This window comes from Citrobacter sp. Cpo012 (assembly GCF_030333015.1).
Taxonomy (GTDB): Bacteria; Pseudomonadota; Gammaproteobacteria; order Enterobacterales; family Enterobacteriaceae; genus Citrobacter; species Citrobacter portucalensis.
On sequence record NZ_JAOWGR010000037.1, the window covers coordinates 41,324 to 66,013 of the forward strand.

General features: G+C 49.4%; 28 protein-coding genes and 1 pseudogene. 17 read left to right on the plus strand and 12 right to left on the minus strand.

Annotation, left to right across the window (positions count from 1 at the left end):
- Positions 1-117: 117 nt before the first annotated feature.
- On the minus strand, positions 118-522 hold the full coding sequence (locus OGX90_RS10050) for a DUF1398 family protein (protein ID WP_103285070.1): 405 nt from the start codon (positions 520-522) through the stop codon (positions 118-120).
- Positions 523-673: 151 nt separating this feature from the next.
- Positions 674-946: a hypothetical protein gene (locus OGX90_RS10055; protein WP_063941461.1), complete on the minus strand. Its 273-nt coding sequence runs from the start codon at positions 944-946 to the stop codon at positions 674-676.
- A gap of 241 nt (positions 947-1,187) precedes the next feature.
- Between OGX90_RS10055 and pdeG the strand changes: the two genes are divergently transcribed.
- Positions 1,188-2,711 carry a cyclic di-3',5'-guanosine monophosphate phosphodiesterase PdeG gene (gene pdeG / locus OGX90_RS10060; RefSeq protein ID WP_267452367.1) on the plus strand — a complete coding sequence of 508 codons (1,524 nt, stop codon included), beginning with the start codon at positions 1,188-1,190 and terminating at the stop codon, positions 2,709-2,711.
- A gap of 169 nt (positions 2,712-2,880) precedes the next feature.
- Positions 2,881-3,078, plus strand: a complete 198-nt coding sequence (locus OGX90_RS10065) for a hypothetical protein (RefSeq protein ID WP_071444734.1) — start codon at positions 2,881-2,883, stop codon at positions 3,076-3,078.
- 116 nt (positions 3,079-3,194) lie between these two features.
- On the opposite strand, the gene OGX90_RS10070 is transcribed toward OGX90_RS10065, so the two are convergent.
- Positions 3,195-5,282, minus strand: a complete 2,088-nt coding sequence (locus OGX90_RS10070; protein ID WP_286623728.1) for a TonB-dependent receptor — start codon at positions 5,280-5,282, stop codon at positions 3,195-3,197.
- Between the two features lie 396 nt (positions 5,283-5,678).
- On the opposite strand from OGX90_RS10070, the gene OGX90_RS10075 reads away from it, so the two are divergent.
- From OGX90_RS10075 to OGX90_RS10125, 11 genes are all read left to right on the plus strand, one after another.
- Entirely contained in the window at positions 5,679-7,301 is a 1,623-nt protein-coding gene (locus OGX90_RS10075; protein WP_286623730.1) for an ABC transporter substrate-binding protein, read from the plus strand.
- Positions 7,301-8,275: an ABC transporter permease gene (locus tag OGX90_RS10080; RefSeq protein ID WP_048214387.1), complete on the plus strand. Its 975-nt coding sequence runs from the start codon at positions 7,301-7,303 to the stop codon at positions 8,273-8,275. Before OGX90_RS10075 ends, OGX90_RS10080 begins: the two co-directional genes overlap by 1 nt.
- On the plus strand, positions 8,265-9,077 hold the full coding sequence (locus OGX90_RS10085) for an ABC transporter permease (RefSeq protein ID WP_003832419.1): 813 nt from the start codon (positions 8,265-8,267) through the stop codon (positions 9,075-9,077). Before OGX90_RS10080 ends, OGX90_RS10085 begins: the two co-directional genes overlap by 11 nt.
- Positions 9,071-9,865 (plus strand): ATP-binding cassette domain-containing protein, encoded by a 795-nt coding sequence (locus OGX90_RS10090; RefSeq protein ID WP_100272597.1) that lies wholly within the window; start codon positions 9,071-9,073, stop codon positions 9,863-9,865. The genes OGX90_RS10085 and OGX90_RS10090 overlap by 7 nt, the downstream gene beginning before the upstream one ends.
- A complete protein-coding gene (locus OGX90_RS10095; protein ID WP_008784505.1) occupies positions 9,849-10,436 on the plus strand; it encodes an ATP-binding cassette domain-containing protein in 588 nt (195 codons plus the stop codon). The genes OGX90_RS10090 and OGX90_RS10095 overlap by 17 nt, the downstream gene beginning before the upstream one ends.
- 31 nt (positions 10,437-10,467) lie before the next feature.
- The gene (locus OGX90_RS10100) at positions 10,468-10,983 is read left to right on the plus strand and encodes a phospholipase D family nuclease (RefSeq protein ID WP_060682333.1); all 516 of its coding nucleotides are present in this window, start codon (positions 10,468-10,470) and stop codon (positions 10,981-10,983) included.
- Positions 10,984-11,060: 77 nt separating this feature from the next.
- Complete coding sequence (zinT, locus tag OGX90_RS10105; protein WP_003832427.1) at positions 11,061-11,711, plus strand: metal-binding protein ZinT; 651 nt, start codon at positions 11,061-11,063, stop codon at positions 11,709-11,711.
- 139 nt (positions 11,712-11,850) lie between these two features.
- Positions 11,851-12,489 (plus strand): leucine efflux protein LeuE, encoded by a 639-nt coding sequence (leuE, locus tag OGX90_RS10110; protein ID WP_048227040.1) that lies wholly within the window; start codon positions 11,851-11,853, stop codon positions 12,487-12,489.
- A gap of 173 nt (positions 12,490-12,662) precedes the next feature.
- Positions 12,663-13,025 (plus strand): DUF1971 domain-containing protein YeaR, encoded by a 363-nt coding sequence (gene yeaR / locus OGX90_RS10115; RefSeq protein WP_003030735.1) that lies wholly within the window; start codon positions 12,663-12,665, stop codon positions 13,023-13,025.
- 3 nt (positions 13,026-13,028) lie between these two features.
- Entirely contained in the window at positions 13,029-13,211 is a 183-nt protein-coding gene (locus OGX90_RS10120) for a DUF1869 domain-containing protein (protein ID WP_003832433.1), read from the plus strand.
- A 218-nt stretch (positions 13,212-13,429) separates the two neighbouring features.
- Positions 13,430-14,074: a hypothetical protein gene (locus OGX90_RS10125; protein WP_174770369.1), complete on the plus strand. Its 645-nt coding sequence runs from the start codon at positions 13,430-13,432 to the stop codon at positions 14,072-14,074.
- Between the two features lie 52 nt (positions 14,075-14,126).
- On the opposite strand, the gene fdhF is transcribed toward OGX90_RS10125, so the two are convergent.
- Positions 14,127-16,274 carry a formate dehydrogenase subunit alpha gene (gene fdhF, locus OGX90_RS10130; protein ID WP_204192473.1) on the minus strand — a complete coding sequence of 716 codons (2,148 nt, stop codon included), beginning with the start codon at positions 16,272-16,274 and terminating at the stop codon, positions 14,127-14,129.
- A gap of 361 nt (positions 16,275-16,635) precedes the next feature.
- Between fdhF and OGX90_RS10135 the strand changes: the two genes are divergently transcribed.
- Positions 16,636-16,884, plus strand: coding sequence for a GlsB/YeaQ/YmgE family stress response membrane protein (locus OGX90_RS10135; RefSeq protein WP_003832440.1), 249 nt, complete (start codon positions 16,636-16,638; stop codon positions 16,882-16,884).
- 48 nt (positions 16,885-16,932) lie between these two features.
- On the opposite strand, the gene yoaJ is transcribed toward OGX90_RS10135, so the two are convergent.
- From yoaJ to OGX90_RS10150, 3 genes are read right to left on the minus strand one after another with little or no spacing between them, the layout of a single operon-like run.
- On the minus strand, positions 16,933-17,007 hold the full coding sequence (yoaJ, locus tag OGX90_RS10140) for a protein YoaJ (RefSeq protein ID WP_095533175.1): 75 nt from the start codon (positions 17,005-17,007) through the stop codon (positions 16,933-16,935).
- Between the two features lie 2 nt (positions 17,008-17,009).
- Positions 17,010-17,108 (minus strand): YoaK family small membrane protein, encoded by a 99-nt coding sequence (locus OGX90_RS10145; protein ID WP_032941789.1) that lies wholly within the window; start codon positions 17,106-17,108, stop codon positions 17,010-17,012.
- Between the two features lie 47 nt (positions 17,109-17,155).
- A complete protein-coding gene (locus tag OGX90_RS10150) occupies positions 17,156-18,181 on the minus strand; it encodes a sensor domain-containing diguanylate cyclase (RefSeq protein WP_153753277.1) in 1,026 nt (341 codons plus the stop codon).
- Positions 18,182-18,367: 186 nt separating this feature from the next.
- Between OGX90_RS10150 and OGX90_RS10155 the strand changes: the two genes are divergently transcribed.
- Positions 18,368-18,616: a putative hemolysin gene (locus OGX90_RS10155; RefSeq protein ID WP_048214378.1), complete on the plus strand. Its 249-nt coding sequence runs from the start codon at positions 18,368-18,370 to the stop codon at positions 18,614-18,616.
- 7 nt (positions 18,617-18,623) lie between these two features.
- On the opposite strand, the gene OGX90_RS10160 is transcribed toward OGX90_RS10155, so the two are convergent.
- Positions 18,624-18,971: a DUF488 domain-containing protein gene (locus OGX90_RS10160; RefSeq protein WP_048235531.1), complete on the minus strand. Its 348-nt coding sequence runs from the start codon at positions 18,969-18,971 to the stop codon at positions 18,624-18,626.
- A gap of 198 nt (positions 18,972-19,169) precedes the next feature.
- Here OGX90_RS10160 and OGX90_RS10165 point away from each other — a divergent pair, with 198 nt between their 5' ends.
- Complete coding sequence (locus OGX90_RS10165; RefSeq protein ID WP_286623734.1) at positions 19,170-19,877, plus strand: CTP synthase C-terminal region-related (seleno)protein; 708 nt, start codon at positions 19,170-19,172, stop codon at positions 19,875-19,877.
- A 37-nt stretch (positions 19,878-19,914) separates the two neighbouring features.
- Here the strand turns inward: OGX90_RS10165 and OGX90_RS10170 are convergent, their stop codons facing one another.
- Positions 19,915-21,102 carry a CynX/NimT family MFS transporter gene (locus tag OGX90_RS10170; RefSeq protein ID WP_071444726.1) on the minus strand — a complete coding sequence of 396 codons (1,188 nt, stop codon included), beginning with the start codon at positions 21,100-21,102 and terminating at the stop codon, positions 19,915-19,917.
- A gap of 99 nt (positions 21,103-21,201) precedes the next feature.
- Here OGX90_RS10170 and OGX90_RS10175 point away from each other — a divergent pair.
- Positions 21,202-22,000: pseudogene (locus tag OGX90_RS10175) on the plus strand (AraC family transcriptional regulator).
- On the opposite strand, the gene OGX90_RS10180 reads toward OGX90_RS10175, so the two are convergent.
- The 3 genes from OGX90_RS10180 to dgcJ form a co-directional block, all read right to left on the minus strand.
- Entirely contained in the window at positions 21,977-22,423 is a 447-nt protein-coding gene (locus tag OGX90_RS10180; protein WP_003832453.1) for a DUF441 domain-containing protein, read from the minus strand. The pseudogene OGX90_RS10175 and the gene OGX90_RS10180 sit on opposite strands and share 24 nt — an antisense overlap.
- Positions 22,424-22,561: 138 nt before the next feature.
- Complete coding sequence (locus tag OGX90_RS10185) at positions 22,562-23,065, minus strand: YbaK/prolyl-tRNA synthetase associated domain-containing protein (protein WP_032943105.1); 504 nt, start codon at positions 23,063-23,065, stop codon at positions 22,562-22,564.
- A 44-nt stretch (positions 23,066-23,109) separates the two neighbouring features.
- Positions 23,110-24,600, minus strand: a complete 1,491-nt coding sequence (gene dgcJ / locus OGX90_RS10190) for a diguanylate cyclase DgcJ (RefSeq protein ID WP_174770367.1) — start codon at positions 24,598-24,600, stop codon at positions 23,110-23,112.
- Between the last annotated feature and the right edge of the window lie 90 nt (positions 24,601-24,690).

Consider the following 24,690-nt stretch of genomic DNA (forward strand, 5'->3'; position numbering starts at 1 on the left):
GTGTTCCGCATTAACTATGACTGTAGCCCGATGTGGTGATCCTTCACGCGGGTTTGTCCCTTAAGCCAGCTTCTACGGTGCTGAGTGGAAGAAATCGGACTACTAGTTCAACTATCATTATATTAATGGATTATTGTTCTCAACATCTTCCATGTATAAAAGCGTATCGTCAACAGAGTAGTAATGCCGTTTGTTATCATTGACATCCGTAACCCATCGGAAAACGCCAGCATTGACAAGTGTTGCAGTATATTCACGAAATGTGGATTTCCCGGAATAATGAATCTGGGCTGCTTTTTTTACTTGTTCCGGGTTCTTGTTTGTACTGACTTTCAATAAGTCTCTTTTCCCTCTTATTAATATTACTTCATCATTTTCTGTCACAACTCTGATGTTATCAGTAGCCAGGTAGTAAATATAATAAGCAATATTCTGGCGTTTTAGTTCAGAGTAAAACCACGGAAAGTTATGTTCCTTTCTCACTTGCTCAAACATCTTTTCAAGAACATCAACCTGATCCATCAGGGTTATAACCTATTGTTAGTCATGAGAGCGTATAGTGTGCACGAACGGTTTTATCACTTCAATCTGGTCTGACTTCTTGGTGCGGACAGCAAAGCCATGAGAGCAATTGCGCACAGCCCATTTACGCGTGCGCACCCGGTGCGTGCAATTATTCTTTTGCTGAAAGTTTGTACGGAAATACATGCAGAGCGTTGGCTGCGATGGGATAAACGCCCAGGCCTTCTGTTCTGGCTTTGATTTCCTCGAAAGAGAGTGAAGGGGAGGGTTCTCGTCCGCCCCACAGATTAATGCCTTCAGGAACATCGTCCCGGCTGTACTCCTCGGCGATCTCGATGGTTCCGCCACTATTCAATTCGATGACAACGCTTTTTCCGTCAACAGGAATCAGGTTCCCGTCATTGTCAGTGATAAAGATTTTCATTTGATTACCTCTTATTAGTGCATTCCTATGATAGCAAAATTGGATGAGGTGAAACGCCGGTTTTGTACTGCGAATTTCAGTAATGATTTTATCAATAAATTAGTAAGTTACGTTGTTATTGAGGAAATGTGACTGGGCGCATGGCGACTTTTGTTTCTGTCTACCATGCTCTGTAGAGATAAATTAGAACACGTCAATGCTCATCGCAACGACTGATCAGTTTTCACCACAGGACATGAGAATGCGCAAAGCACTTTTACCGGTAACTGCTGCGGTGTGTCTTTTTTTAATCGGTGTTTTTATTCTTAATATGCAGCTTTGGTATTCCTCCTCGATGGAAACCCTCGGGGGGGCCAGATATGCCGCGAAAAATATGGATAACATACTTGATGAAGCTTTCCAGGCAACCCGTACCGCTATGCACATCGCTGAAAAAAAATGCGATTTGGAGGGGCAATACCAACTTGGAACCGAAGCTGCGCTCCGACCCCATTTGCGAACGCTGATAATTATTCGACAGGGGAAGGTTTGGTGTACCTCTTTGCCGGGTAATCGGATATTACTTAAGCATATTCCCGTTATAGCTGATACTAATTTACAACTGACTCCCGCAAGCAATACCGAGAATGAAATACCTGTTCTGCTGTATCAAACACGTTTTCACACAGGCCGTATAATCGTCACCATAAGTGGCGTGCATATCCGAGGGGCACTGAATGTCCCGTTAGCGGGAGTAACGTACTCGTTGCTTGTGGGTGACGCAGTACTCGGTTTATTGGGCGATGTGAAACCTGTTGCTGCAAATGCGCAGAAGTTTGGCCAAGTGAATTCCGCGAAATATTCCTTCAGCATCATTTACGCTGAACCACCATTGTTTAGTGCTAGCAGGTTGATCAGGCATGGCTTAGGGATCCTGATTTTTATCCTACTGATATCGCTCGCCGCCGCTTATGCCATTGATAAGTATCTGAACAAGAACGATACCCCTGAAGAAACGTTGCGCAGGGCGATAGTAAAAGGAGAGATCGTGCCTTTTTATCAACCTATCGTAAATGGTCGCGAGGGGACGTTACGCGGTGTTGAAGTGCTGGCCCGATGGAAACATCCTAAGGCCGGATATATCTCTCCTGCTTCCTTCATTCCCGTCGCTGAAAAATCAGGCCTGATAGTGCCACTAACTCAAAGCCTGATGAGGCAGGTCGCGGAAAACATGAACGCCATTGCCAGCAAACTGCCATCCGGCTTCCATGTCGGCATTAACTTCAGCGCATCCCATATCACATCCCCTACATTCGTGCAGGAGTGCCTGCATTACAGGGATAGTTTTAACCGCGATGACCTCAATCTGGTAATCGAAGTTACTGAGCGCGAGCCGTTAGATGTGGATGAAGATCTTGTGCAGAGGCTCAATATCCTGCATGAGAATGGCTTTGTGATTGCGCTGGATGATTTTGGTACGGGCTATTCTGGGCTTTCTTATTTGCATGACCTGCACATTGATTACATTAAAATCGATCAGAGCTTTGTGGGAAGGGTAAATGAGCTTCCCGATTCAACCCGAATTTTAGATTGTGTCCTCGATCTGGCTCGTAAACTATCTTTAAGCATCGTTGCCGAAGGGGTTGAAACAAAGGCTCAGCTTGATTATCTCAACAAAAACAACATTGTTTTCCTGCAAGGGTACTATTTCTATAAACCAGTAACCTTCACTGAGTTCGTCATGATTCTGCTGTCAAAGCCTAAAGTGAAGGTTTTTGTCGAATAAATACAAGATAACCTAATTGATGAAAAGTGAGCATGAAATCTGCTTCGGTAGCAAAAATCCGACGATTATCTTTATCGTGAGACAAATCTCAGATTCTGTTAGTTAAAATCTATACCCTTATCGATGTGGTGGTTATTTGTGTTTTCATATACAGCAACTGGATAATGGTATGGCAGATATAACATTCGCGATGGAGCGTGATTCAAGTCATAGAGCGGCGAAAAATAAGTTGGATGTGCGAAGCAAAGTGAAGAACACAAATCGCAACCAGCTTGCGATTGCCGCAGTCTTGTTTTTAGGCGGTATCGTCGGGGTTATTGTTTTGGCATTATATCTAATGGTGCAGGAAGGGGTGTTTCTGTATTAATTGTTTAAATATTCTTATATGTTAAAATAAGTTGCTGATTATATCTTGTGTCTTCTTTCAATAATATTCTGCTGGTCGGGGTATTAGTGTGCCCCGACCAGCAGGATCTTATAAAATTAGAACTGATAATTTAAAGATACCCAGTAGTTACGACCAGGGTTTACGTACCCAGTGGTGGATTGCGCCGTTTGATAGTAATCACCTGCGTAAGTACTATTACGCCCCACCTGATACAATTTGACCTCACTAAAGTCTTTATCCAGCACGTTATTAACCGCCGTATTAAGCGTCAGATCTTTGGTCAGCTTATAAGACATCCCCATATCGACAACGGTCCAGGCTTTTAAATCAGCGCCTTTATCGTCATAGACGGCCTTTTGTACCGCGCTAAGGTTGTCGTAATTTTCGGTAAAGCGTGGGGCTTTGCCGCGATAACGTGCGCTTAACCAGGCGTTCATATCTTCCGTTGCCTGCCAGTTCAGGCGGGCATTAGCCATATGTTTTGGGGTGTAACTTAATGGCGCGCCTTTATTGTCACCATCTTTTTGCTTGCTCTGAGTGTAGGTATAGTTGAGAGATAAGGTCAGCACATCCGACCAAAGAGGGAAGGTGCTGGCAAATTCAACGCCATCGGTCCTCGCCTTGCCGCTGTTGGTATAGCTGTTGGTATTATCATCGATAGAATATGAGACAATTTTATTTTTGTATTCGGTATAGAAGCCGGTAATGTTGGCGTTAAGCCCGGCGTCGTTCTCGTAATACAGCCCGGTTTCGTAGCTGATACTTTCCTCAGGTTTGAGGTCCGGGTTACCGACCGTATTCACCGTTCCCTGCGCGGTTACACCGCTGATCCCGTTATGCAACTGGCTTAGTGATGGTGCTTTATAACCTGTCGTCACGCCACCTTTGAACGTCCAGGCGTCGGAAACGTCCCATACCATATAGGCTCGTGGGCTGAGATGACCGCCAAAGACATCGTTATGCTCATAGCGTGTTCCTGCGGTTAAGGCCAGCGAGTCGAGAATATGCCATTCATCTTCCGCATAGGCTGCCCACGTTTTTTGATGGAACGTCTCGCCGGTATTGGCCAGTACCACACCATCTTTCATCCGGGCATCCCAGAATTCTCCGCCAAGGGTTAAGAGGTGCGAATCACCTAATGGCGTCAGCAGCACTGAGTCAAGAATGACGTTGGTGTTCTTCAGTTCACGTGCGTCACCGGCCCGGCCAGCGTTCTCTGGCGTGAGTGCGGAAGATACCAATTGCCGGCCTTTGTTTTCGGTTTCATTCCAGCCGAGGGAGGATTTCCAGGTGCCGAACGTTAAGGCTGTATCGTGGCCGAGGGTCACTTTGTTACGCTCATAGCGTAGCGTTTTATCATACCCCCCTGTCAGGTTGCCCAACTGCCCGTCATCGTTGTCATAGCGCTGTCTGGCGGAGTCGAGATCTAACCACAGCGTATTGTTCTCATTGGTTTTCCAGTCGAGGCGCGTGCCAATATTATAGTTTTCCGATTCGGTAGGATAAGGTACGCGGGTGGAGGCGGTATCGCTGAGGGAGGTGACGCTGGAACCCTGACGTTGGGTTGTGCTCCCCCGAACCTGCATATCCAGTACGCCCGCAATCAACGGGCCGCTTGACCAGAAGTTGGCGACCGTACTGTTACCCCATTTATTACTCTCTTGCAGGTTAACGCCGGTATTGATGGAAGTGCTCCATTTATCGGTGCTTTTTTTGGTGATGATATTCACCACGCCACCGATTGCGTCGGACCCATAAAGTGTCGACATCGGGCCGCGGATCACCTCAATATGATCGATTGCCGCCAGCGGGGGCATAAAGCTGGTATTCATGGCAGAGAAACCGTTTGGCGTTACGTCGCTGCTGCCGTTTTGACGAATACCGTCAATCAGGATCAAGGTATAGCTGGCAGGCATGCCACGGATGCTGATCTCCAGACCGCCGGTTTTACCGGTGCTGCTTTCAACATCTACCCCTTCAACAGAACGCAGGGCTTCACCTAAGTCATTATATTTATTGGTTTGTAACTCTTGCTGCGAAATAACAGAGACGCTGGCGGCGGCATTGGTGATTTTCTTTTCATAACCGGAAGCGGTTACCACCATGACATCTTCAGCAAATACCAGGGGGCTGGAAAATCCTAAACAGGACAGAACGACAGAGGCAACAGGTTTTAAACGCATAGTCAAACTTCCTTTGTTAAAAATTCAAAGGCAGTAAGATAATTGATGGAAATGATAATACAAATAATTATCATTACAAATTTACATAACTTGTCACTTCTGGTGTTTTTCTTGAATAAATATACATAAATTGTCATGAGTTTTAGATAAGGAATTAGCAGGAAGGGACAATAGTCCGCATAGGCAATTATTAGTTCGGGATTAATATTTCTGTGAATAAATGGCGAGGGATTAATCTATTTTCTGAGATTCACATCGTACTCATAACGGAGTATCAGAAAAAAGTATGATAATTTTAGAAAATCGTCATACTTTTCTGCGCCGCATCATTTTTTTCGTCATTTCTGTCCGCCATAATCCCTTCCCCAGGAGACTGCTTAACGACGGTAAATCGTTATGCGGCATAAAAATAACGTAAATCTGGATAACATAATGATCAAAGGCAAGCTGGCACTGCTTACGTGCGCATTGACTCTCGCATTAACCTCACCACTTCTTGCCGCGCAAAATGCGAGCGAAGGGCAGACGTTAAAACTGGCAATTGGACCAGAACCAACGGAAGGGTTTGACCCGATGCTGGGCTGGAGTCATGGCAGCTATTTGCTTTTGCATGCACCATTATTAAAACAAAATGCAGATATGAGCTGGGGAAACCTGCTGACGGAAAAAGTAGAGACCAGCGCAGACGGCAAAACCTGGATATTGACGTTAAAACCTGACCTTAAATTCTCTGATGGTTCCCCGCTAACCGCTGAAGATGTGGTGTTCACCTATAACAAAGCAGCAAAAAGCGGCGGTAAAATCGACATGGGAAACTTCACCCATGCCAGCCTGAAAGATAACCGTACGGTAGAAATTACGCTAAATAGCCCACAGAGCACCTTTGTGAATGTGCTGGGTTCTTTGGGTATTGTTCCGGCGAAACGGTATGACGAAAAAACATTTGCCAAAAATCCGATTGGCGCGGGTCCTTATCGGCTGGTGAGTTTTCAGCCGGGACAGCAGTTGATCGTGGAGGCTAACCCCTGGTATGCCGGTAAGAAAAATGATTTCAGTAAGCTGGTGTTTGTCTTCCTTGATGAAGATAACGCTTATGCCGCAGCGCGCAGTGGCCAACTGGGACTCGTACGTATCGCGCCGTCGATGGCGGTCGCTCCTCAGCAGACAAATTTGAAACTTTGGGTACGCGATAGCGTGGAAAACCGGGGCATTGTGTTCCCGATGGTTCCTACAGGTAAAAAAGATGCCAATGGCTATCCGATTGGGAACGATATCACTGCCGATGTTGCCATCAGGCGCGCCATCAACTATGCCATCGACCGTAAGCAGCTTGCCGATCAGGTCATGGAAGGTCATGCGATTCCTGCGTATAGCGCAGTGCAGGGGCTGCCGTGGCAGGGGCAATCCGTTGCGTTCAAAGATGGTGACAGCGAAAAAGCACGCACGATTCTGGAAGAAGCCGGCTGGAAGGTGGGTAAAGATGGCGTACGAGTGAAAGACGGCAAAGAGGCTCGACTGACTTTATGGTACGCCAGCGGTGACAGTACGCGCCGGGATTTAGCCGAAGCTGTTCGCGCAATGCTGGAGCCGGTGGGCATTCAGGTATCACTACAGTCAGGAAGCTGGGAAACTGTTGAACGTCATATGCATGCGAACCCGACGTTATTTGGTTGGGGAAGCCTGGATCCGATGGAGCTTTTCCATCATTACAGTAATCAGGCCGCGGGCGTGGAATATTATAACCCAGGCTATTACAGCAATCCTGTTGTTGAACAGCACCTTAAACAGGCTATCGACGCCCCAGACTGGCAAAAGGCGTTACCTTTCTGGCAACAGGTGGAGTGGGATGGTAAGCAAGGGGCTGGCGTGCAGGGCGATGCTGCCTGGGCATGGCTGCTGAATATTCAGCACACTTATCTGGCAAATCCGTGTATTGATTTAGGCAAAGGCGCACCGGAGATTCACGGTAGCTGGTCACTACTCAATAATCTGGACGAATGGACCTGGACCTGCCGTTGATGAAGTCTGTTGTGGGCCATTTTCTACGGCTGATTGTGCTATTAGTGCTGGTTGCGGCTGGCACTTTTGTGCTGCTCAGTTTTTCTCCAGTCGATCCGATTCGCGCTTATATCGGCAATGATCTCCTGCATGTGCCGCCGGAGCAATATGCACGCATTGCTGCTCGCTGGGGATTGGACCAGCCGCTATGGGAGCGTTTTGGTCACTGGTTTGTTCGTGTATTGCAGGGCGATCTCGGCTATTCCATGTTGTTTAATGCGCCGGTTGCCAGCGTGATCAAGGAACGCTTTTCCACCTCATTTGCGCTGCTTGGCGGCGCGTGGCTACTCTCCGGCATATTGGGAACGGCAATGGGGTTTGTCGCGGGTCGCTACCTGAATCGCTGGCCGGACAAAGCAATCTGTCGCCTCAGCTATCTGCTTTCTTCGCTGCCGACCTTCTGGATTGGCATGTTGCTGCTGGCGTTATTTGCCGTGCGCTGGCCGGTATTTCCGGTCTGCTGCGCGTGGGAGCCGGGCAACAGCGGCGATATGGCGACGCTGACCGAGCGTCTGCGTCATCTGGTGCTCCCCGTTTGCGCGCTCAGTTTGCTGGGGCTGGGGCAAATTACGCTTCACACGCGGGAAAGCATCGCCAGCGTAATGAAAAGCGAATTTGTCCGTTTTGCACGTTCCCAGGGAGATAAAGGCTGGTCACTGTTACGCCATCAGGTTCTGCGTCATGCAATTACGCCTGCGCTGTGTTTGCAGTTTGCCTCACTGGGAGAACTGTTGGGAGGTGCACTATTGGCCGAAAAAGTCTTTGCTTATCCAGGACTGGGGCAGGCCACCATTGATGCCGGGTTACGCGGCGATCTGCCGTTACTGATGGGGATTGTGTTGTTCAGTACCGTACTGGTGTTCATTGGCAACTCGCTGTCTACCTGGCTTGTCCGTATGTTGAACCGTGCTCTGGAGCGACCTGATGCTCTATAACCCGACGCCGACGCTAATTCGTCTTTTATTCTCTTTTAGCTGCCTGTTATTCATTGCAGTGTATGGTGCCGCAATGCTGGATAACCCGTTGAGCGTTAATCTGCTTGCTCGTCATCTTCCACCTGATGCGATGTACTGGTTTGGCACCGATAACCTCGGTCGCGATCTGTGGATCCGTTGTTTTCAGGGTGCACTAACCAGTCTGCAAATTGGTATTGGTGCGGCGTTGTGCAGTGGCTTAATTGCGTTAATGATGGCGGCGGTTTCGCGCATACATCCGCGTCTGGATGTGCTTATGCGCCTTATAACTGATGCCATGCTGTCGATGCCGCATCTGCTGTTGCTTATTTTGATCTGTTTTACGCTGGGCGGCGGGAAAAACGGGGTAATCATGGCGGTTGCACTAACGCACTGGCCGCGTCTGGCGCTGATCCTGCGTGCTGAAGCGCAGCGCGTGGCCCACAGTGACTATCTGACGTTGACCTGGCGTCTGGGACACGGCCATTTTTACTGCTGGCGGCATCACTATCTACCGGCGTTGTTACCCCAGTGGTTAACCGGGACATTGCTGATGTTTCCCCATGCGGTGTTGCACAGCGCGGCGTTAAGCTTCCTCGGTTTTGGACTGGCACCGCATGAACCGTCGCTGGGCCTGCTGCTGGCGGATGCGCTGAGGTTTATCAGTCATGGTGATTGGTGGTTAGTGCTGTTTCCAGGACTGATGCTGTTCAGTCTGGTGATGTTATTCGATCAGCTCGCAAGGGCGGTGCATCGTTTATGGTTACGAGGTGACGCATGTTGAGTTTAAGGCAGGTCTCGCTGGACGTGGCGCGTTATCGCTGGTACGGCGCGAAAAACTGGTCTTCGCTGTTGCAGGATATCTCTTTCGACGTAGCGCCTGGTCAGATGGTGGCGCTAGTTGGGGGAAGTGGCGAAGGTAAGAGCCTGTTGCTGCAATGTCTGCTCGATCTCTTACCAGACAATTTGCGTTTCAACGGCGTTATTACCCTGGAAGGTAAAACGCTGGGTAGTGATGATATTCGCAAATGTCGTGGTAATACCTTCAGCTACGTCCCGCAAGGTATTCAGGCACTTAACCCGCTGCTCTCGATTGAAAAGCATCTGCGCAGGGCATGCCAGCTTTCTGACCAGCAATGGAATGCCGGAAAAATTGAACGATTGCTCCAGCGTAGCCGACTGGAAAGTCGCGTATTAGATGCTTTTCCGCGTCAGCTTTCAGGCGGTATGGCAAAACGTGTTCTGGCTTGTCATGCGTCTCTGAGTCAGGCTCGCTATATTCTGGCGGATGAAATTACCGCCTGGCTTGATGCACCTCTCGCTAATCAACTGCTTGAACAGTTGCGTGAGCAATGTGAGCAAGGGGCTGGCGTTTTATGGGTAACACATGACCTCACGCTGGCGGCCCGCCATGCGGATCGTATTGTCGCGCTGCATCAGGGAAGGGTGTCGGATAACGTCAGCCGGGAACAGCTGTTACGCGGAGAGATTAGCGAACACCTGCAACGACAATGGCGGGCGCTGCCTGAAAGAAATCAACTTTTTGGAGAGCGCGATGCTGTGCTGTCGTGATGTAACAATCCGTCAGGGGGAAAAGGTTCTGTGGCAAAATCTGACCTTTTCTCTACGCCCTGGAGAACGTATTGGGATTTGTGCGCCCAGTGGAACTGGCAAAACGACGCTGGGACGCGTGCTGGCGGGCTGGCAGAAACCAACTTCCGGTGACATTCTGATTGATGACCAACCGTTGCCGATGCACCAGTATTGTCCGGTGCAACTGGTGCCACAGCATCCAGAATTAACTTTTAACCCCCGACGCAGCACCGGTGATGCGGTGCATGATGCATGGCGACCGGATGCTGCAATGCTTACCCGTCTTCACATCAATCCAGAGTGGTTAACCCGCCGTCCCGGACAACTTTCTGGTGGTGAACTGGCGCGAATTGCTTTACTTCGCGCGCTGGACCCGCGGACACGTTTTCTTATTGCTGATGAAATTACTGCCCAGCTTGATCCTTCTATTCAACGGGATATCTGGGCGCTGCTGCTTGAAGAATCTCAGCGTCGACCATTGGGTATGCTCATTATCAGTCATCAGCAGGCGCTGCTTGATCAGATCTGCACGCGAGCGCTACTCTCTTAGGTCTCTTTCGCATTTCAGGCAAATAACTAACGTGATCGTAAAAACTATCGCTGTGGCTGCGCTAATGTACGGGGCGGGTGCTTTTGCAGCACATGCTTCCATTCAGGTGGGTTTTTCACCGGAAGGGTCGGCTCGGGCTTTAGTGCTGGATTCAATTAACCATGCGCAGCACAGCATCGATATGATGGCTTATTCATTTCAGTCTGCAGATATTGTTCAGGCCTTGGTAAACGCTGAAAAGAGAGGCGTAGTGGTTCGGGCTGTTATCGATAAGAAACGTAATGAGGGCAAGGTTAGCCAGAAGGCCATCGCGTTTGCTGCCGCGAATGGGGTTGATGTGCAACTGGATGGTCACTACCACATCCAGCATGACAAGGTAATGATTATTGATGGCGACACGCTGGAAACCGGTTCATTCAACTTTGCCAAATCCGCAGAATTTGCCAACTCTGAAAATGTGTTAGTTATTCGTGACGAACCTGCCGTTGTTGCGCAGTATCAGGCCCATTTTGACAGCCGTTGGAAAATCGCGCACCAGAGCGGTTAAATGCTTCACAACGCCGTTGATTTAAATGTTATGTTATATTATAACACCTCACTCGCAAATGATTTGAGGGTGAAATTTTGGCTATTCGTTTTAAAAAACTGACAATCGCTCTGGGGATGCTTTTAGTCAGTAGTTCGGTTCTGGCGCATGGTCATCATTCCCATGGTGCGCCAATGAGTGAAGCAGAACAAAAGGCGTCGGAAGGGGTATTTGATGATAACCAGGTGCAGAACAGGGCGCTGACCGACTGGGATGGCATGTGGCAATCTGTTTATCCGTATCTGGTCAGCGGCGAACTTGACCCAGTATTCAAAAAGAAAGCGGAGAAAGATAAAAGCAAAACGGCAGAACAAATCAAAGCGTATTACCGTACAGGCTATGCAACCAACGTAGACACTATCGGTATTGAAAATGGCGTGATGGAGTTTCATACCGGGAATCAGGTTGCATCATGTAAATACGACTACGCCGGATATAAAATCCTGAATTATAAATCAGGCAAGAAAGGTGTACGGTATCTGTTTGAGTGTAAAGCTGCTGACAGCAAAGCGCCTAAATATGTGCAATTTAGCGATCATATTATCGCTCCGCGTAAATCGAGCCACTTCCATATCTTTATGGGAAATACCTCGCAGGCAGCCTTGCTTGAAGAGATGGAAAACTGGCCTACCTATTACCCTTATCAGTTGAAGGGAGAAGAGGTTGTGGATGAGATGCTGCACCATTAATCCGGGCTAGCCTTATCTGTACACACCCGTCACCAGTGGCGGGTTTTTTAATTCATAACCTTCTCTTTCCATCACCCGATGCATTCGTTAGCATATTGTATCGCAGCAAGTGCATGTGTTTTTTCAGGAAGAGGTTAACGTGTTCGCAGAGTATGGAGTTCTGAATTACTGGACGTATCTGGTGGGAGCCATTTTTATCGTGTTGGTACCGGGGCCAAATACGATATTTGTGTTGAAGAACAGCGTCGGTCGGGGAGTGAAGGGTGGTTATCTCGCCGCAAGCGGTGTGTTTATCGGTGATGCCGTGTTGATGTTTTTGGCCTATGCCGGTGTTGCCGCATTGATCAAAACAACGCCCGTTTTGTTCAATATTGTTCGCTATCTTGGCGCGTTTTATCTGCTGTACCTTGGTGCGAAGATCCTGTATGCGACACTGAAATCGAAAGCAAGCGATGCTGCGGCCGAGGAAGTCCCGTTTGGCGCTATTTTTAAGCGAGCATTAATTCTAAGCCTGACGAATCCCAAAGCTATTTTGTTTTATGTTTCGTTCTTCGTGCAGTTTATTGATGTCAATGCACCGCACTCAGGGCTGTCATTCTTTATTTTGGCCATTACGCTTGAAGTAGTGAGCTTTTTCTATCTGAGCTTCCTTATTTTCTCCGGCGCGTTCGTGACACAGTATATTCGCACGAAGAAAAAACTGGCCAAAGTGGGTAATTCCCTAATCGGCCTGATTTTCGTTGGTTTTGCCGCTCGTCTGGCCACGCTTCAGTCGTGATGCTATCGGCCCGCTGGTTGCGGCGGGCCTTCAATATGACGCTTTGCTTTTCATTTGTAATTGTAGGGTTATAACCAATAAATGGTATTTTAAATGTATATTTTGAGGCGTACCCTGTGTACAGCAGCGATTCAATAAGACTCGCTGGTTGTCGACTGGAAAAGGGAAGAAAAATGCTTCAAATTCCACAGAATCATATCCATACACGTTCTACACCATTCTGGAACAAAGAAACTGCGCCTGCCGGAATTTTCGAACGCCACCTTGATAAAGGAACTCGTGCTGGGGTTTATCCACGACTTTCTGTTATGCAGGGGGCGGTCAAATATCTCGGATACGCCGATGAACACAGTCCGGAGCCAGTAGAGGTGATGGTTATTGAAGCCGGTCAGTTTGGCGTTTTTCCGCCGGAAAAATGGCATAACATCGAAGTGATGACCGACGACACTTACTTTAATATCGATTTTTTCGTTGCCCCGGAAGTTCTGATGGAGAGTGCAAATCAACGAAAAGTCGTGCGCACCGGCAAGGAGTAAATCATGGGCAAAGCAACCTATACCGTAACCGTGACCAATAACAGTAACGGTGTTTCTGTTGATTATGAAACAGAAGCGCCGATGACATTACTGGTGCCGGATGTGGCAGCAGAAGTGGTCAAAGACTTGGTCAATACCGTTCGTTCGTACGATACCGAGAATGAGCATGAAGTCTGCGGATGGTAGGCGTTAAATACTCTTACTGATTGAATACACAGAATTTTAATGTACTAACCGCACAGCGTTTTGACGGCGCCGTGCGGTTTTTTTATTTGTGTTGAACGTAGTGATGTCCGAAAAAAGATTCCTTAAGAATACCTTAAGAAATTCGCATTGAATGCTAATTGTCGATCATTCACAGGAGTTATGATCGCAAAACAGTAACAATACAGAACATCGCGCTTATGAAACTGAATACCCAAATTACATTCCCCACACTTATTCTAGGACTGGTCATTGTGGCGATCCCGTTCACCGCGAACTGGAATCTTCCGCTGCTTAACGGCACTGTCGTCAGATGGATCGAAAATGGGCAGGCGCTATGGCTACTGTTTGGTGCCGTATTTACCCTTGGCTATATCCGGCCTTTATCACGCCCTGAAGGCGAGAAGCAATTTTGGCTTTGGGCAGCCGTGTGGTGGTTGGTATTGCTGGGGAGAAGCACCAGTTGGGGCCGTGACTATTTCCCGGAGCAGCCTAAACTTCTGTTCAGAGCTATCTCTGTTGTAATGATTTCCATGATTATTCTGCCGGTGCTGTTGTCGAAGCGCTTACGCCTGGATATTGTCCGACGCGTGCGTAATGAACAGCTACCGCTCTGGCTGCTGGCGATCACCGCCTGCGCATTTTTGATTTCCGATACGGTAGAGCATCATCGTCTGCTGGCTCCCATCTTCCTGCACAATGTCCAATATGGCGATATGATTGAAGAATTGTACGAACTGCCGTTTATGGCTGGCCTGTTTCTGATGAACCTCGGTTTTATGCAGCGGGATATGCAGGAGGAATCTGCCTCCATCCGCTTCAGTGAACCACACCTGGTAAAGTAATGAGATAAAACCTGAGTCTGGGTATCCAGACTCAGGTGGCGATGGTGGGGAATTACGCAATGGCCTCACATAAGCGCGATTTCATGTCGCTATACGATTGAGCGGCATACTTTTCAGCCCATCTCTGATCGCTAATGTGCTCGATATTTACGGCACAATATTTGGTTTCCGGCGTTTTCGAGATTGGATCGAGGTTATCCTGGGTCAACTCGTTGCATGCACCAATCCACCATTGATAGGTCATATACACCGTTCCGGAATTGATACGCTCGGATACATCCGCACGGCTGATGACCTTACCCCGACGCGAGCTGACCCACACCAGATCACGATGACGGATACCCAGTTTTTCGGCATCATGGGTATTGATTTGCACATATCCTGGTTCATCAGCCAACGCTTGTAACGCTGCGCAGTTACCGGTCATCGAGCGACAGGAGTAATGCCCAACTTCACGCACGGTACACAGTACCAGCGGATAATTGTCATCCGGAACTTCTGCGGGCGCTCGCCACGGTGCGGCAAACAGTTTGCCTTTGCCGTTGGCGGTATCAAACTGGCTGTGCGCGTAAAGGTACGGCGTACCAGGACTATCGAGATCGGGGCACGGCCACTGAACATGCCCCATTTCCCCCATTTTCTCATAGGTCACGCCGTAGAACAGCGGGCACAGCTCGCGCATCTCATCCCAGATTTGCTGGTTATTTTGATACTGCATTGGATAGCCCATTTCGCTGGCCAAAAGGCTGATGATCTCCCAGTCACGTTTCACATCAGCGGTGGGCTCAATCGCTTTCTCAAAACGCTGGAAGCCGCGATCGGCGCAGGTAAATACGCCGCCATGTTCGCCCCATGAGGTGGCGGGCAGGAGGACGTCGGCCATTTCCGCTGTCTTAGTCATGAAGATGTCTTGCACGACGATAAAATCGAGCGCGTTAAACCCTTCCCGAACCAGGCCCAGGTCGGCCTCGGTTTGCAGCGGATCCTCTCCCATGATGTAGTAGGCTTTTATTTTGCCTTCGAGAGCCAGATGCGGAACTTCAGTGATGCGCGTTCCAACCTTGTCATCCATCTGATTAACGTCAATGCCCCATGCGCTGGCGAATTTTTCCCTGACGGCGGAATCGGTCACGTCCTGATACCCCGGGAATTGGTTAGGTAGTACCCCCATATCGCACGCACCCTGCACGTTATTTTGCCCGCGCACCGGACCAACGCCGACGTTAGGGCGACCCAGATTCCCGGTCAACAACGCCAGGCTCGACAAACCGCGAACCACATCAACGGCCTGACCAAACTGGGTGACGCCCATCCCCCACATTACGGTTGCCGATGGTGCTGCGGCAAATGTACGCATTGCCTGACGAACCTGCTGTGCGGGAACGCCGGTCAAATGTTCAACGGCTTCAGGCGCATAGTCCTTAACGGTTTCCCAGTATGTTTCCAGCCCTTCCGCATGCTTTTGCACATACTCGCGATCGTAGAGTTGCTCTTCGATAAGAACATGACCGAAGGCATTAACCAGCGCCATGTTGCAACCATTTTTCAACTGCAAATGTTGGTCAGCAATACGGGCGGTTTCAATACGACGTGGGTCGCAGACAATGATTTTTGCACCGTTCTGGCGAGCTTTAATTACCCGGCGGGCTACGATCGGGTGCGAGTCGGCGCAGTTATAACCAAAGATCAGCAGACATTTTGAGTTTTCAATGTCGCTGATGGAATTGCTCATGGCGCCATTGCCTAATGTTTCTTGTAACCCGGCAACGGAAGGACCGTGACAGACGCGGGCACAACAATCGACATTATTGGTATGAAGTACGCCACGTGCGAATTTTTGCATCACGTAGTTAGTTTCATTTCCGGTTCCCCGGGAAGAGCCGGTAGTCATGATGGCGCGAGGGCCATAGGTATTTTTGATTTCAGACAGGCGTTTTGCGGTGTAACGAATGGCTTCATCCCAGCTAACGGGCGTGAATTTGCCACCTTTTTCATAACGGATCATCGGGCGAGTCAGACGGGGAGTCAGAAGGCGTGTGTCGTTAAGAAAGTCCCAACCATAATAGCCTTTCAGGCATAACTGATTTTGGTTCGTTACACCCTCTGCGGCTTCGGCGCGGATGATTTTGTTATTTTCGACAACAAGCTTGAGCTTGCACCCGGCCCCACAGTATGGGCAAACACTGGTGATTTTTTTCATCAATAACAGACCTGTTAAATGCTGAAATAGCGCGAATTGTAGACGCAGCCGCGCGATAAGCACCGCGGACTACGATTTGTCGTAGCGACGGGTTGTTTAAGCATAAAGTGTGCCAGAAGTGAAAACCCAGCAATAACGGGGCTGACGGCAAAAGAGTTAAGCATAATGACTGACGATTCGACATTAATGACGAGGAGCGGCAAAAATTTAGCCTGTCGGTCAGCAGTCATAACCTTATGAAACATCGGAAAAAGATGAAAATATGAAGTGATGACGATCACAAATTTTAATTTTTCAGCGCTATGCTATGCTTTTATACAACGAGCGAATCGTTAATTTAAAAACATAAGTGAGGAAAATTATGGGCATTATTTCATGGGTGGTTTTCGGTCTTATCGCTGGGATTTTGGCAAAATGGATTATGCCGGGTAAAGATGGCGGCGGATTCTTTATGACCATTATCTTAGGGGTTGTCGGTGCGGTAGTGGGTGGCTGGATCAGTACCTTCTTTGGTTTTGGTAAAGTTGATGGTTTCAACTTCGGCAGTTTCGTCGTAGCGGTTATCGGTGCGATTGTGGTGTTGTTTATCTATAGAAAAATCAAAAGCTAACTAAACATGCAGATAATAGAGGCCACTGATAAGTGGCCTTTATTTTGGTTACCACCACCCCAGTTCCGTGCCCAGAACCACGATGATCGCCACGCCAATCATAATAATCGTTGTTTTTTTCATCGTTATGCTCCCGGCGCAGCGTAGCCGCCAATAAAAAACCAGGATAAGAAAACGACAGCGGAAATGAAAATAATGACAGGGAAAATAATACCGAGTCGCATACGATTATCTACCAGAGTTATTTAAAGACGAGCCAGCATAGCAGGGCTTAATGTACGACAAAAGGGGTTTTATCCTGACGCTTTTTATCCTGATACATTGCGCTGTCTGCAAGATGAAGCGCACAGTTTACATCAGTCTCCAGCGGATCAATTTCCACCACACCCAGACTGGCACCAGGATAAAACAGATGAATGTCACCCAGGTGGTAGTCACCGCAAATCTGCTGTTGCAGCTGATTTTTCACCTGCTGCAGACGCATAAGTTGATCAAGTTCATCTTCCGCTGACAGGCGAACGACTAAAAATTCGTCACCGCCCAGTCGACCGAGAATGTCATTATCATTACATTCACGGAGCAGGCGCTGCCCAATCTGGATCAGGAACTGGTCACCAACCTCGTGGCCAAAGCGGTCATTAATCAGTTTGAAATCATCCAAATCGATATAGGCGACAACTATCTTCTGCCTGAGATGGCGGGCAAGCGAAAAAAGGGTTTCCACATTTTCAAATATTGCGCGCCGATTCGGTAAACCGGTCAGGGCATCGGTGTAGGAGTGAGCAATCAGCGCAGCGTTCGCTTCACGTAACTGAGCAACCAACGACTCTTTTTGAATCGACTGGGCGATCAGACCGGCAAACAGATGTAATACTTGTTCTCCACGTTGGCTCAATGCCTGCTGGCGGCGGCTGGTAGCGCAGAGTGTACCGTAAAACGTTCCGTCAGGAAGATGAACGGGAGTGCTCAGAAAGGTGGTGATGTCCAGTGCGCGAGCGGCGGTACATTCCGGCCAGCGTGCGGGCACGTTGTCACTGTACAGACAGTTTTCCTCAATAGCGCGTTTGCACAGCGTTTCATCCCACGGCACGGAAAGCCCTTCGGGGATCTGCATTTGGCGGCTATTACGCGCATACAGAATATGCTGCAGACGGGCATCCAGATCGACCTTGGTCAGGTAGGTCGATTCCATCTCAGTCACCATCTCCAGCATCTCCAGAAGTTGCCGAACCAGACTTTCAACAGACTGCTCCGTGGCTAAGGATTGTGAGACTCTGGCAAGGATCATGTCCGACATGAGATGTAAATGCTCCTGAGTAATGACTGGGCTGACGTTGCCCGCATGATAGAACATCAAGGTGAAAGATGAAACACGCCATCCAGCTCAGAATGTAAACATAAAATGGATAGCTGGCAGGAAAACATGGAGATAGATGGAAAGTCGGGGTAACCTGCCAGGATAAGGTTTTTAACAGGAGTAAATATGAAACTGGCATCTATTGTTTTGCCCGGCTTGCTGGTGCTGGCGGGGTGTACCACGGAACCGGAAGCGCCTGTGCCACCGAAAGTTGGCATGGCGAATCCAGCATCGGTGTATTGCGAACAAAAGGGCGGCTCGTTGATTGCGGTGCAGACTCCGCAAGGTGTTAAGTCTGACTGTAAACTACCCAACGGGGAAGTGATTGATGAATGGTCACTCTGGCGTAGAGATCATCCGGCAACGGCCAAGTAATACGCGGTCAGCATTGACGTAGCCACTCAGCGAGCACCAGCGCGTGGTTTTGCTGGGTATTCTTCGCCGCATACAGTAGCGTTAAGGTTTGCTGCTGGGCAATCTCTGCGAGGCGCTTTCCTTCCTGCTGCTGTTGGGCCAGCTCTGCGCGATATTGCTCGGAAAAGTGTGAAAAATCGATCAGTTCTGCGTGGAATGCTTTGCGCAATTCAGAAGATGGCGTCAGCGTTTTATTCCATTCGTTGAAAGTAAGGTCAGTCTTTTTTATTCCGCGTGGCCACAACCGGTCGACCAACACGCGATAACCATCGCTTTTTTCTGCCGGGTCATACACGCGTTTACACTGAATCTTCATCTCTTCATCCGCTCCTTTCAGCTACCGCTCAGGTATTGCTCATCAACTTTATTACGGTTAAATAAGATCGTAAAACGTGACCATTATAGCATTTTGCCCGCCCTGACTCCCAATTTAAGGGATTGTGATACCACTAAAAAGTCGGTAGGCTGAGGCTCCTTATGCTGTCCCTTATTGTCAGGACACAAGGAAAGCTTAATGGAAATTTCCCCAATTAAAGATACGCTTCGCATTGCGCTGGTGGGCGATTACAGCCCCAATATTGTGGCGCACCAGGCTATTCCCCTTGCTATCGATGATGCTGCCGCCGTCCTGGAATTGGTGGCTGATTACGACTGGCTAACCACATCTGATATCAACAGCAGTGAGGACTTGATTGGCTATGATGCCATCTGGGTCGTTCCAGGCAGTCCATATCGCCATCTTGAAGGGGCGCTGATAGCGATACGCTACGCGCGTGAAAACAGCATCCCGTTCCTGGGGACCTGCGGCGGCTTTCAACATGCGATTCTGGAGTACGCCCGCAACGTGCTGGGCTGGAGCGATGCCGCCCACGCCGAGACGGACACCACGGGTCGGATGGTGATAGCACCATTGACCTGCTCGCTGGTAGAAAAAACGGATGATATTGAGCTGCGGGCCAATACGCTGATTGCCAAAGCCTACGGGCGGGATGTTATCACCGAGGGATATCACTGCAACTATGGCGTATCGGAGGATTTTGCCGCCGAGCTTGAAAGCGGTGATCTTCGGGTGACCGGTTGGGATGAGGCTGGTGATATTCGTGCCATTGAGCTGGTGACGCATCCATTTTATGTTGGCACGTTCTTTCAGCATGAACGCGGAGCGCTGGCGGGAAAACCCGTACCGTTAGTTCAGGCGATGCTGCGCGCCGCGCGCGGATAAAAAAACGGGCAGGTTGTTCACGAACCTGCCCTGTGCATTATGCGCTCGCGATCTCCCGATTGCGCCCCGCGCACAAACCAAATACCGCCATCAGCATCGCTAACACGGCGACCCCGCCAAGAGGAATCAGCCAGCTATCGTTGAGGTCGTGAATTTTCCCCATCAGTGGTGGTCCGCAGGCCGCCAGTAAATATCCGACAGACTGTGCCATGCCGGACAGGGCAGCAGCCTGATGCGCTGAGCTTGCGCGCAGGCCAATAAAGGTCAAGCCGAGAATCATCGTCGCGCCTGAGCCAAAGCCAAACAGGATGGTCCATAGCAATGCCTGGTCGGGCATTATGGCGAATCCCGCCGCGCCGACGGCGCACATTAATGAAACCAGTGCGGCGATGGCGCGCTGATCCTTAAATCTGTTCAGGACGAGAGGAATCAATAATCCCGGCGCGGCGGTCGCCAGCTGCAGTAAACCATGCAGCGAACCGGCCTGCGCCTCGCTGTAGCCGTGGCTGATCAAAATGGCGGGCAACCAGCCGATGATGACGTAGTAGATAAGCGAATTGATCCCCAGAAACAGCGTCACCTGCCAGGCGAGGCTGGAGCGCCAGATCGCGCGGGAATGCAGAGCGCGCGAGTTGCTCAAGCTGGCATTGGCCGTCTGGCGGCATTGGGGTAACCAGATAATCAGTGCCAGCAGCGGAAAGGCCATCAGTACCATCAGCGCACCGCGCCAGCCAAACCCGTTCAACGCCAGCGGTACCACAATGGCGGAACCCAGTGCCGCTGCTGCGCCCATGGTCAGCGAGTATGCGCCAGTGAGTTTCGCCACATGCTGAGCAAAATCACGCTTAATCAGTCCGGGTAAAAGCACATTTCCCAATGCGATTCCGCAACCAATGATAGCGGTGCCGCTAAACAGGAACCCTGGTGAGGGCAGCGAACGTATCGCAATACCCACGCAAATCAGTAGCATAGCAACAAACAGGCTGCGTTCGATACCCCAACGGCGCGCAACGGCGGCAGCCAGAGGTGAAACCAGTGCGAAAGCCAGCAGTGGCAGGGTGGTCAGAAGCCCCGTCTGGGCGGTACTCAGACCGTAGTCGGCGCGAATTGCATCCAGCAACGGGGCAGCACCGGTAAAGGTGACGCGCAATGTGGTGGCAATCATCAGGATCCCCGCGATCAGCAACGCTGCGTTCTTGCCACGGGAGGAAGGTGTATTTGTCATTTTTTTCTCATATCGTCAGGCGAGGCGATACCTTAGCGTTTTTACTCAATGGATGAATCAAGCTAAAATGACAGTTTATCGCTTAAATCGGACATTTTTATGTTAGGACTGAGGCTGGATGGATACGAACCCGATCTTCACCACGATGCGGCGGTGGCGTTTTGTATTCAGGCCCGGGAAGATGAACTTTTCAGTCCGCTGCATCAGCACCGTAAAGGCCAGTTGATTCTGGCACTGCATGGCGCGATCACCTGTGAGGTTGAGAATGCTATGTGGATGGTGCCCCCGCAATATGCGGTGTGGATCCCCGGTGAAATTCCACACAGCAACCACGTTACCGTTGGCGCACAATTGTGCTTTTTGTTTATTGAGCCGCAGGCCGTCGTGATGCCCGATCGTTGCTGCACGCTGAAAATTGCTCCGTTGTGCCGGGAGCTTATTCTGGCGCTGGCATCCAAAACGGATGCCCAACGGCTGGAGCCGGCAACCCAGCGGCTGACGCAAGTGTTGTTTGATGAACTGCCGCAGCAACCCCAGGAGCAAATGCAGTTGCCGGTTTCCGATCACCCGAAAATTCGCAGAATGGTCGCAACGATGGCGAGAGAGCCTGCACAATGGCAGACGTTGGGGCAATGGGCCAGCGTATTTGCGATGAGTGAACGTAACCTTGCTCGCCTGGTCGTCAAAGAAACGGGGCTGAGTTTTCGCCGCTGGCGTCACCAGCTCCAGCTGATTCTGGCGCTGCAGGCGTTAATTGATGGTCGCAATGTACAACAGGTCGCGCAAATGCTCGGGTACGATTCGACCACGGCATTTATCTCTATGTTCAAAAAAGGCCTGGGACAGACACCAGGCCGTTATCTGAACGGGCTGGCTACTGCTTCCCAACAATCAATGAGACCAGACCTGCCGCAATAAGCGGCCCCACTGGCACACCGCGAAACAGCGCCACGCCCAGTACCGTGCCCACCAGTAAACCAGCAACAAGCTGAGGCTGGCTACCCATTAGCGTAACGCCGCGTCCGCCAAGCCAGGAGACAAATACCCCAACGGCAATAGCAACCAGTGATTTCCAGTTCACAAAGGAGTGGATGAGCGTGGAGGGCGGTAGCGTTCCGCTGGCGATCGGCGCCATGACGCCAATAGTCAGAATTATAATCCCGACGGTCAGGCCCTGTTTTTCAATCCAGGGAAAGAAGGTATTCAGTGGGGTAACACGGACAATAATCAGCACCAGAATTGAAACAGCGACAGTGGTGTTGTGGCTGACAAAGCCCAGAGCTGCCAATCCGAGCAGGATCAGCAGAGTGACATCAAACATCGTAGTTTCCTTGCCAAAAGAAAAAATAAGCCTGCTTACTGTACGCGTAAATGCGTGACGGAACAGGCTTTTTTTAATGATTATGATTTTTTTTGGGCTAACGCACGAAGCGATGTTTTTTACTGCTAACTTGTGCAGTTATTGTTCTCTGCGGAACGGGATTAATTCCGGTTGCGCGATGCGCAGGTAATCTGCGGTATCCATGATCACAGATTTTTCCAGCATTCCGGCATTGAACGCAATTTCATTAAAACGCTCAAACAACAGTGGGTCGGCGACCAGCTTGAGGTTCGGATGAAAACTGAACGGTGGGATAGCGCCAAATACGCAGCCAGTCAGTTCATCTACCTCCGCCGGGCTGGCAAGTGACGCTCTCAACCCGCCAATATGGCTGGCCAACAGGCTCAGGTCGGCCTGCTGATCGGCAGAGAGGATCGCCAGAACATGCTGATTGACGCCGTTGCCTTTTACTTTGCAGACCAGCGCTTTTGCACCCTGACCCAGTGCGGTACCGCGAATTTCAGAGACAGCTTCACATTTGCCTACGGCTTCATGGCTGACTACGCGGTAGGTCGCACCGTGTTCTGACAACAGGGAGATTAAACGCTGGTGCGTTGCGTTACCTTTGTTTACTTCCGTCATGACTTACTCCTGGTACAACAATGAAAATCCTGTCAGAAAAATAATTACGCATCGGTGCGTTTTTTCTGTTTGTTCAGGTAGAGCTGTGCATCAGATGCTTTGTAGGCATCATCAATGGTGTCGTTTGGCTGCATATTATAAATCCCGACAGAGAAGCTGATTGATCTATCTTGCGCAATAATTTGTAAGTTATAGCGAATCCTCTCCAGCAGGCGGGGCGTTAATTCACTGGGGTGATCGATGAGGATAATGCAAAACTCATCGCCGCCGAGGCGGATGGCATAGTCGCTTTTGCGAATGGACGTTTGAATAGCTTTGGCCAAAATGGTGATAATGCGATCGCCTTCCTTATGCCCCAACGTATCATTAATAACTTTTAGTTTGTCGCAATCAATGGCGATAAAGGTCACGAGCGTTCCTGTGTTCACCAACTGTTGCAAACGCTGCTCAAGCGCTGGCGTTAAAATTTTACGGTTGTAGAGCCCTGTCATCGCATCACTGACATTTTCCCGTGTGACGTTGTGATACAAGCGAAAATGCGTTCTGACCATATTCAGCAGCAATATCGTTGCCAGTAGATAGAAGGCGAATATCTTCCAGGACGAGACAATAAAGTACATGACATCAAGTGAGAGGGTGATACGTATACCGCCAGGTATGTCCTTCTCATAGTGAACATAGCGGAACAGATCGGTTTCACTTTTGTGAACGAGGATCTCTTTACCTGAACTGGTGTCAGAGACCGTTACGTTAAGATAACGCCAGACGAGAGGGCGGTCGCTGGTATAGAAAATATTCTGTAAATTCTCTTTATTAATATCCACCATCACCACGCCTTTTAGCTTATTGGCGTAGTAAACCGGTGTTAAAAAGCTCATCACCTTTTTCTCGGTCAGGTTATCTTCATAAATACTGGAGATCACCGTGCGGCCAGTAAAAATACCGTCAATATCATTCTGGTCGATTCCCAACGTACCTTTTTGCAAAAACGACCAGTTGTGTATCGCAAATCTCCGCGAGTCGATCACATCATAGAAATAAACGTAGTTATTTTTGAGATCGACGTAATATCGAAATTTATACTCCAGCGTCCCTAATCCCTGACCGTAATCTTTCTGCTGGCGATTAACATTGACCGCCCGGTCAAAAGAGGGCAGCAGAAAAATGTCATCAAGCTGTTCGCTACATTTTGTTGAGGTGGTCTGCAACGTACCGTGTAATGGCAGATAGTTGCGCTTAGTGAGATTGAGCCCATGAGTGCCGTTAACGCTGTCGAAAGCGTTGCAAAGTACTTTTTGCTGTTCGAGAGAAGCAGGCCCCTGAGGGGACGAAAATGTGCGCATCAGATGGGCTGCGATGCTCTGATTTGTGTACTTATCATAGAGAAACGAGGAGTCGGCTTTCTCATTGATATAGCGCATGTACGCATTCATTGCTTTATCACTAGCAATGAGCTCATAAACCAAAAAAGAAGATGTCAAAACAATTACGCTGACGGAGATAAAGATCCTGAGCGCTTTATGATGCAATTTCATAATGATTTACAGCCCTGTAAGTCTGATACTTCAGTCTATCACACGGCATACATCCGCTCTAACGCTACGGGAAAGGACATTTTGAAATAA

Excerpts from the sequence above, each read along its gene's own strand:
- OGX90_RS10050 (WP_103285070.1), bottom strand. The coding sequence starts at position 522 with ATGGATCAGGTTGATGTTCTTGAAAAGATGTTTGAGCAAGTGAGAAAG.
- OGX90_RS10055 (WP_063941461.1), bottom strand. The coding sequence starts at position 946 with ATGAAAATCTTTATCACTGACAATGACGGGAACCTGATTCCTGTTGAC.
- pdeG (WP_267452367.1), top strand. The coding sequence starts at position 1,188 with ATGCGCAAAGCACTTTTACCGGTAACTGCTGCGGTGTGTCTTTTTTTA.
- OGX90_RS10065 (WP_071444734.1), top strand. The coding sequence starts at position 2,881 with ATGGCAGATATAACATTCGCGATGGAGCGTGATTCAAGTCATAGAGCG.
- OGX90_RS10070 (WP_286623728.1), bottom strand. The coding sequence starts at position 5,282 with ATGCGTTTAAAACCTGTTGCCTCTGTCGTTCTGTCCTGTTTAGGATTT.
- OGX90_RS10075 (WP_286623730.1), top strand. The coding sequence starts at position 5,679 with ATGCGGCATAAAAATAACGTAAATCTGGATAACATAATGATCAAAGGC.
- OGX90_RS10080 (WP_048214387.1), top strand. The coding sequence starts at position 7,301 with ATGAAGTCTGTTGTGGGCCATTTTCTACGGCTGATTGTGCTATTAGTG.
- OGX90_RS10085 (WP_003832419.1), top strand. The coding sequence starts at position 8,265 with ATGCTCTATAACCCGACGCCGACGCTAATTCGTCTTTTATTCTCTTTT.
- OGX90_RS10090 (WP_100272597.1), top strand. The coding sequence starts at position 9,071 with ATGTTGAGTTTAAGGCAGGTCTCGCTGGACGTGGCGCGTTATCGCTGG.
- OGX90_RS10095 (WP_008784505.1), top strand. The coding sequence starts at position 9,849 with ATGCTGTGCTGTCGTGATGTAACAATCCGTCAGGGGGAAAAGGTTCTG.
- yeaR (WP_003030735.1), top strand. The coding sequence starts at position 12,663 with ATGCTTCAAATTCCACAGAATCATATCCATACACGTTCTACACCATTC.
- OGX90_RS10120 (WP_003832433.1), top strand. The coding sequence starts at position 13,029 with ATGGGCAAAGCAACCTATACCGTAACCGTGACCAATAACAGTAACGGT.
- OGX90_RS10125 (WP_174770369.1), top strand. The coding sequence starts at position 13,430 with ATGAAACTGAATACCCAAATTACATTCCCCACACTTATTCTAGGACTG.
- fdhF (WP_204192473.1), bottom strand. The coding sequence starts at position 16,274 with ATGAAAAAAATCACCAGTGTTTGCCCATACTGTGGGGCCGGGTGCAAG.
- OGX90_RS10135 (WP_003832440.1), top strand. The coding sequence starts at position 16,636 with ATGGGCATTATTTCATGGGTGGTTTTCGGTCTTATCGCTGGGATTTTG.
- OGX90_RS10145 (WP_032941789.1), bottom strand. The coding sequence starts at position 17,108 with ATGCGACTCGGTATTATTTTCCCTGTCATTATTTTCATTTCCGCTGTC.
- OGX90_RS10150 (WP_153753277.1), bottom strand. The coding sequence starts at position 18,181 with ATGTCGGACATGATCCTTGCCAGAGTCTCACAATCCTTAGCCACGGAG.
- OGX90_RS10155 (WP_048214378.1), top strand. The coding sequence starts at position 18,368 with ATGAAACTGGCATCTATTGTTTTGCCCGGCTTGCTGGTGCTGGCGGGG.
- OGX90_RS10160 (WP_048235531.1), bottom strand. The coding sequence starts at position 18,971 with ATGAAGATTCAGTGTAAACGCGTGTATGACCCGGCAGAAAAAAGCGAT.
- OGX90_RS10165 (WP_286623734.1), top strand. The coding sequence starts at position 19,170 with ATGGAAATTTCCCCAATTAAAGATACGCTTCGCATTGCGCTGGTGGGC.
- OGX90_RS10170 (WP_071444726.1), bottom strand. The coding sequence starts at position 21,102 with ATGACAAATACACCTTCCTCCCGTGGCAAGAACGCAGCGTTGCTGATC.
- OGX90_RS10180 (WP_003832453.1), bottom strand. The coding sequence starts at position 22,423 with ATGTTTGATGTCACTCTGCTGATCCTGCTCGGATTGGCAGCTCTGGGC.
- OGX90_RS10185 (WP_032943105.1), bottom strand. The coding sequence starts at position 23,065 with ATGACGGAAGTAAACAAAGGTAACGCAACGCACCAGCGTTTAATCTCC.
- dgcJ (WP_174770367.1), bottom strand. The coding sequence starts at position 24,600 with ATGAAATTGCATCATAAAGCGCTCAGGATCTTTATCTCCGTCAGCGTA.